The organism is Bradyrhizobium sp. MI1.3 (assembly GCF_055811695.1).
Genome location: NZ_JBVVPQ010000036.1, coordinates 71,447 through 77,980, shown reverse-complemented (window position 1 = coordinate 77,980; position 6,534 = coordinate 71,447). Strand labels below are relative to the sequence as shown.

General features: G+C 64.9%; 7 protein-coding genes. 1 reads left to right on the top strand and 6 read right to left on the bottom strand.

Going from position 1 to position 6,534, the window contains the following annotated elements; all coding sequences use genetic code 11:
- Positions 1 to 73 precede the first annotated feature (73 nt).
- Both argF and AC0L3A_RS24770 read right to left on the bottom strand, forming a co-directional pair.
- On the bottom strand, positions 74 to 1,021 hold the full coding sequence (gene argF / locus AC0L3A_RS24775; RefSeq protein ID WP_354127014.1) for an ornithine carbamoyltransferase: 948 nt from the start codon (positions 1,019 to 1,021) through the stop codon (positions 74 to 76).
- Positions 1,021 to 2,223: an aspartate aminotransferase family protein gene (locus tag AC0L3A_RS24770; protein WP_035995336.1), complete on the bottom strand. Its 1,203-nt coding sequence runs from the start codon at positions 2,221 to 2,223 to the stop codon at positions 1,021 to 1,023. The genes argF and AC0L3A_RS24770 overlap by 1 nt, the downstream gene beginning before the upstream one ends.
- 455 nt (positions 2,224 to 2,678) lie before the next feature.
- Between AC0L3A_RS24770 and AC0L3A_RS24765 the strand changes: the two genes are divergently transcribed.
- Positions 2,679 to 3,191, top strand: a complete 513-nt coding sequence (locus AC0L3A_RS24765; RefSeq protein ID WP_007597869.1) for a GcrA family cell cycle regulator — start codon at positions 2,679 to 2,681, stop codon at positions 3,189 to 3,191.
- A gap of 219 nt (positions 3,192 to 3,410) precedes the next feature.
- Here AC0L3A_RS24765 and phoB read toward each other — a convergent pair whose 3' ends face one another.
- The 4 genes from phoB to pstA are packed head-to-tail and all read right to left on the bottom strand — an operon-like array spanning position 3,411 to position 6,533.
- Positions 3,411 to 4,118, bottom strand: coding sequence for a phosphate regulon transcriptional regulator PhoB (gene phoB / locus AC0L3A_RS24760; protein WP_007597871.1), 708 nt, complete (start codon positions 4,116 to 4,118; stop codon positions 3,411 to 3,413).
- Positions 4,119 to 4,141: 23 nt separating this feature from the next.
- Positions 4,142 to 4,858 (bottom strand): phosphate signaling complex protein PhoU, encoded by a 717-nt coding sequence (gene phoU, locus AC0L3A_RS24755; protein WP_007597873.1) that lies wholly within the window; start codon positions 4,856 to 4,858, stop codon positions 4,142 to 4,144.
- A gap of 11 nt (positions 4,859 to 4,869) precedes the next feature.
- A complete protein-coding gene (gene pstB / locus AC0L3A_RS24750; RefSeq protein WP_007597875.1) occupies positions 4,870 to 5,691 on the bottom strand; it encodes a phosphate ABC transporter ATP-binding protein PstB in 822 nt (273 codons plus the stop codon).
- Positions 5,688 to 6,533 (bottom strand): phosphate ABC transporter permease PstA, encoded by an 846-nt coding sequence (gene pstA / locus AC0L3A_RS24745; protein ID WP_007597877.1) that lies wholly within the window; start codon positions 6,531 to 6,533, stop codon positions 5,688 to 5,690. The genes pstB and pstA overlap by 4 nt, the downstream gene beginning before the upstream one ends.
- Between the last annotated feature and the right edge of the window lies 1 nt (position 6,534).

Genomic DNA, 6,534 nt, shown 5'->3' with positions numbered 1-6,534 from the left:
CCCCCCCCCCACCGCGCGGTGTGGCCGCCCCCCCCCCCCCCCCGACGATCCAAAGCTACTTCACCGGCCCGCGTTACTTCACCGCGTCGAAGCACCAGGCCAGAATGCCCTTCTGCGCGTGCAGGCGGTTTTCGGCCTCGTCGAATACGACGGATTGCGGACCGTCGATCACCTCGTCGGTGACCTCCTCGCCGCGATGGGCGGGCAGGCAGTGCATGAACAGCGCATCGGGCTTGGCCAGCGACATCAGCTGGGCATTGACCTGATAGGGCTTGAGCACGTTGTGGCGGTGCTCGCCTTCCTTGTCGCCCATCGACACCCAGGTGTCGGTCACGACACAATCGGCGCCCTTCACGGCGGCTTCGGCATCCGTGCCGAGCATGATCGGCGCGCCGGTCGCCTTGATGAAGTCGCGCATCGCTTTTTTCGGCGCGAGCTCCGGAGGCGTCGCGACATTGAGCTGGAACTTGAAGCGCTCGGCGGCGTGCGCCCAGGACGCCAGCACGTTATTGTCGTCGCCGGTCCAGGCCACCGTCTTGCCCTCGATCGGGCCGCGATGTTCCTCGTAGGTCATGAGGTCGGCCATCACCTGGCAGGGATGCGAGCGCCGCGTCAGGCCGTTGATGACGGGCACGGTGGCGTTTGCCGCAAGCTCCAGCAGCGCATCGTGATTGAGGATGCGGATCATGATGGCGTCGACATAGCGCGACAGCACCCGCGCGGTGTCGGCGATGGTCTCGCCGCGACCGAGCTGCATCTCGGCGCCTGTGAGCATGATGGGCTCGCCGCCGAGCTGGCGCATGGCGACATCGAACGACACCCGCGTCCGCGTCGAGGGCCGCTCGAAGATCATCGCCAGCGTCTTGCCTTCGAGCGGCCTGACCGGCTGATGCGCCTTCTGCTTCGCCTTCATCGCGGAGGACGCGGCCAGCATGCGCTTGAGCTCCGACAGCGGCAGCTCGTTGATATCGAGGAAGTGCTTCGGTGTTTTCTTGGGTGTATTATCGGGCGACTTGCTCATCAGCTTGCCGCCCGCTTGTTGCCGGACAACGCCGTGCAGGCGCGCTCGAGCCGCCCGACGCTGTCCTCGATCTCGGCCTCGGTGACGATCAAAGGCGGCAGGAAACGCACGACATTGTCACCGGCGCCGACGGTGAGCAGCTTTTCGGCGCGCAAGGCGGCAACGAGATCGCCGGAAGGCACCACGGCCTTGATGCCGATCAGGAGGCCCTCGCCGCGCACTTCGCTGACGACATCGCCATGACGGTCGATCACGGAGGCGAGCTTCTGCTTGAGCAGCAGCGACATCCTCTGCACGTGGTCGAAGAAGCCGGGCTTGAGCATGACGTCGAGCACGGCATTCGCCGCCGCGATCGCGAGCGGATTGCCGCCGAAGGTCGAGCCGTGCGAGCCCGGCGTCATGCCGGACGCCGCTTCCGCGGTCGCAAGGCAGGCGCCGATCGGGAAGCCGCCGCCGAGCGCCTTGGCCAGCGACATCACGTCGGGTTCGACGCCAAGGCGGCGGTACGCGAACAGATCGCCGGTGCGGCCCATGCCGGTCTGCACCTCGTCGAAGGCGAGCAACAGGCCGCGCTCGTCGCAGAGCTGGCGCAACGCCCTCAGGAAGGCAGGCGTTGCCGAACGCACACCGCCCTCGCCCTGGATCGGCTCGATCAGGATGCCGGCGGTCTGCGGACCGATCGCCTTTTTCACTGCCTCGAGATCGCCATGCGCAACCTGGTCGAAGCCCTCCATGGGTGGGCCGAAACCTTCGAGATATTTTGCCGAACCCGTCGCGGCCAGCGTCGCCAGCGTGCGGCCATGGAAGGCGCCTTCGAAGGTGATCATGCGATAGCGGTCTGGATGGCCCTTCGCGGCGTGATAGCGGCGCACGACCTTGATCACGCATTCCAGCGCTTCGGCGCCGGAATTGCAGAAGAACACGAAGTCCGCGAAACTTTCATTGCACAGGCGCGCGGCAAGCTTTTCGCCGTCCGGGCTCTGGAACAGGTTCGACATGTGCCAGAGCTTCGTGGCCTGTTCCTGCAACGCCGCGACCAGCGCCGGATGGGCATGGCCGAGCGCATTCACCGCCACCCCGGAGGTGAAATCGAGATAGCGCTCGCCATTGGTCGCGATCAGCCAGCAGCCTTCGCCACGCTCGAAACCGAGGTCGGACCTGGCGAAAACGGGGAGCAAATGCGGCGCTGCGCTGTTAGTCATGACGGTCACTTGAATGTTGCGGACGGTGTAAGCGTGCATTACGCAACGCACCATCGACCGGCCCGGAAAACGAAACGTGCCGCCTCTTGAGGGCGGCACGTGCGACTATCTTAGGCCTGGTGAAACGGGTGTCAATGCCGCCCGGAAAGCCTCGCGAAACGCTGAATCCGTAGTCTTGCGGTGCCGATTTTGCGGGATTTAGCCACGGAACATGTGGAAGCGAGTCGGCGGACTCTTGCGCGGGAGTCACGCCATATTGTAGCGTTTGGATTGTCAGATACGACATCTCGTGCAGTGGTTCTGATCTTTAAGTCCTTATGTACCGGCGTAAACGTTCGGGCGTTCAAGACGCGCCCGGCGAGCCTTAAGGGATTCTGGCGGCACGGGTTTTTGAAGGCTTAGGCATTCGCTGCGAGGCCCCAGGATGGCTGGCGCGCAGCGAGGGAAAGGGTGCAATGACGGTTTTGACCTGGTCCGATGATCGCGTCGAGCAGCTGAAAAAGCTCTGGGAGGCCGGACTTTCGGCCAGCCAGATCGCGGCGGAGCTCGGCAATGTGACCCGCAATGCCGTGATCGGCAAAGTGCACAGGCTCGGTCTTTCGGGCCGCGCCAAGAGCCCATCATCGGCAGCGCCCCGGCCGCGCAAGGCGCGCCCCGCGCAGCACATGATGCGGGTGAGCCGCCCGATCTCGCGCGGCAACACCGCGCTGGCGCAGGCCTTCGAGGTCGAGGCTGAGCCGGATCCGGTCACCTACGACAACGTGGTGCCGATGAGCCAGCGGCTGTCGCTGCTCGAATTGAACGAGGCGACCTGCCACTGGCCGGTCGGCGATCCCTCGAGCCCGGACTTCTTCTTCTGCGGTGGACGGGCGCTGTCCGGCCTGCCCTATTGCGCCCAGCACTCGCGTGTTGCGTACCAGCCGGCGTCGGATCGGCGCCGCGCACCGGTGAAGCCGGGTCCGCGGTAATCAGGGCAAGTCGTCGCGCAAAGACAGTTCAATAATTTCAGTGTCGTCCTGGCGAAAGCCAGGACCCATACTCCGAGCACGCAGTAGTCGTGCGAAAGGGGTAACTCTGAGTCTTCGCCAAACCACTCCCTGTGGTTATGGGTCCCGGATCAGCGCTCGCTTGTCCGGGACGACATCGGAGAATGCAGGGACAGCTCGCCAACAAACAAGCCTGCAACCCTACACCTGCTCCGCCTTCGCAAACCGATCATCCAGCGCGTAGCCGGCGCCGCGGACGGTGCGGATCGGGTCTTGCTCGCGGCCGAGATTGAGCAGCTTGCGCAGGCGGCCGATATGCACGTCGACGGTACGCTCGTCGATATAGATGTCGCGGCCCCAGACGCTGTCGAGCAGTTGCTCGCGCGAGAACACCCGGCCCGGATGCTCCAGGAAGAACTCCAGCAGGCGATATTCGGTCGGACCGAGATCGATCGGCCGGCCCGATCGCGCCACGCGGCGCTTGTCACGGTCGAGCTCGATGTCGCCAAAAGCAAGCACGGTGGCGAGCCGCTCCGGGCTTGCACGCCGCAGCAGGCCCTTCACGCGTGCCAGCAGCTCCGGCACCGAGAACGGCTTGACGATGTAATCGTCGGCGCCGGTCGCAAGACCCCGCACCCGCTCGCTCTCCTCACCGCGCGCGGTGAGCATGATGATCGGGAGCTGCTTGGTCTCGGGACGGGTGCGAAGCCGCCGGCACAATTCGATGCCTGACAGGCCCGGCAGCATCCAGTCGAGCACGATCAGATCGGGGATGTGCTCCTTGAGGCGGGTGTCGGCGTCGTCGCCGCGCATCACCGTCTCGACGTCATAGCCGTCGCCTTCGAGGTTGTAGCGGAGAAGCTCGGTCAGGGCTTCCTCGTCCTCAACCACCATAATGCGTGCGCCCATCGCGTCGTCGCTCCCTTAAGTCTTCAGGTGTTCGGTACCGTGTTGGCGAAGGTCGTCATGTCGCCCTTCGGCCGCTTGTCGGTGATCGCCTGGCCCTCGATCATGTAGAACACGGTCTCGGCGATGTTGGTGGCGTGGTCGCCGATCCGCTCGATGTTCTTGGCGCAGAACATCAGGTGAATACAGAACGAGATGTTGCGCGGATCCTCCATCATGTAGGTGAGGAGCTCGCGGAACAGCGAGGTGCAGATGGCGTCGACTTCCTCGTCGCCCTTCCACACCGCCATCGCCGCCGGCAAATCATGCGCGGCATAGGCGTCCAGCACCGACTTGACCTGCTGCTGCACGAGGTCGGTCATGTGCTCGAGGCCGCGGAACAGCTTGAGCGGATGGAAGTCCGTCTCCAGCGCCGCGACGCGCTTGCCCATGTTCTTGGCGAGGTCGCCGATGCGCTCGAGATCGGTCGCGACGCGCATGGCGCCGACGATCTCGCGCAGATCGACCGCCATCGGCTGGCGGCGGGCGATGGTGAGCACCGCACGCTCCTCGATGCGCTTCTGCAGCGCGTCGAGCTCGGTGTCGATGGCGACGACGCGCTGGCCGAGCGGGACGTCGCGGCGGATCAGCGCGTCGACGGACTCGACGATCATGCGCTCGGCGATGCCGCCCATCTCGGCGACCAGGCGGGTGAGTTCCTGGAGGTCGGTGTCGAAAGCCTTTGCGGTATGTTCGGAAGCCATGTCGCGTCTCCTCAGCCGAACCGGCCGGTGATGTAATCCTGCGTGCGCCGGTCGGTCGGCGACGTGAAGATCTTGCTGGTGTCGTCGAACTCGATCAGCTCGCCGAGATACATGAAGGCGGTCTTGTCGGAGACGCGCGCCGCCTGCTGCATGTTGTGGGTGACGATCGCGATCGTGTAATCCTCGGACAGCTCCTGGATCAGCTCCTCGACCTTGGCGGTCGAGATCGGGTCGAGCGCCGAACAGGGTTCGTCGAACAGGATCACCTCGGGCCGCACCGCGACGGTGCGGGCGATGCAGAGGCGCTGCTGCTGGCCGCCGGAGAGCGACAGGCCGGAGGCGTTGAGCTTGTCCTTGACCTCGTTCCACAGCGCGCCGCCGCGCAGCGCCTTCTCGACGCGGCCGTCCATTTCGGACTTCGAGATCTTCTCATACAGGCGGATGCCGAACGCGATGTTCTCGTAGATCGTCATCGGGAACGGCGTCGGCTTCTGGAACACCATGCCGACGCGGGCGCGCAGCAAATTGAGGTCCAGCTTGCCGTCGAGGATGTTGGTCTGGTCGAGCATCAGCTGACCAGTGGCGCGCTGGCCGGGATAGAGGTCGTACATCCGGTTGAAGATGCGCAGCAGGGTCGACTTGCCGCAGCCCGACGGACCGATGAACGCCGTGACGCGATTGGCGCCCAGCGTCAGGTTGATGTTCTTCAGCGCGTGGTGCTCGCCGTAATAGAAGTTCAGGTTGCGCACGGTCACCTTCGGGGGCGCCTCCGGCAGCACCGGCGCGTGGGGCAGCCCACCGGCCGCGCTCATCGATACGGAAAGATCACTCATTTTGCGGTCCTCTCGGCGCCAAGGATGCGCGCGCCAATATTAAGGGCAAGAACGGTCAGGGTGATGAGCAGCGCCCCGCTCCAGGCCAATTGCTTCCAATAGGCATAGGGGCTCTGCACGAAGTTGTTGATGGTGACAGGCAGGTTCGCCATCGTCTTATTCAGGCCGAGGCTGAAGAACTGGTTCGACAGCGCGGTGAACAGCAGCGGCGCAGTTTCACCGGCGACGCGAGCGGTTGCGAGCAGCACGCCGGTGATGAGGCCGGAGCGCGCGGCGCGATAAGCGATCCGCTTGATCACCAGCGAACGCGGCAGGCCGAGCGCCGAGGCCGCCTCGCGCAGCGCGTTCGGCACCAGCAGCAGCATGTCCTCGGTCGTGCGCAGCACCACCGGGATCACGATGACCGCGAGCGCGAGCGAGCCTGCGATCGCCGAGAAGCCGCGCATCGGCACCACCACCGCGCCGTAGATGAACAGGCCGATGATGATCGAGGGCGCCGAGAGCAGGATGTCGTTGATGAAGCGGATCACCGAGGTCAGCCGGTCATTGCGGCCGTATTCGGCGAGATAGGTGCCGGCGAACATGCCGAGCGGCGCGCCAATGCCGACGCCGATCACGGTCATGATCAGCGAGCCGACGATGGCGTTGAGCAGGCCGCCCTCGTTCGATCCGGGAGGCGGCGTGTTCTCGGTGAACAGCTGGACATTGAGTCCCGCCAGTCCATTGTAGAGCAGCGTGATCAGGATCAGCGCGAGCCAGGTGACGCCGAAGGCCGTTGCGGCGATGCAGAGCCCGCGAACGACGATGTCCTTGCGGCGGCGGCGTGAATAGATCGGATTCATG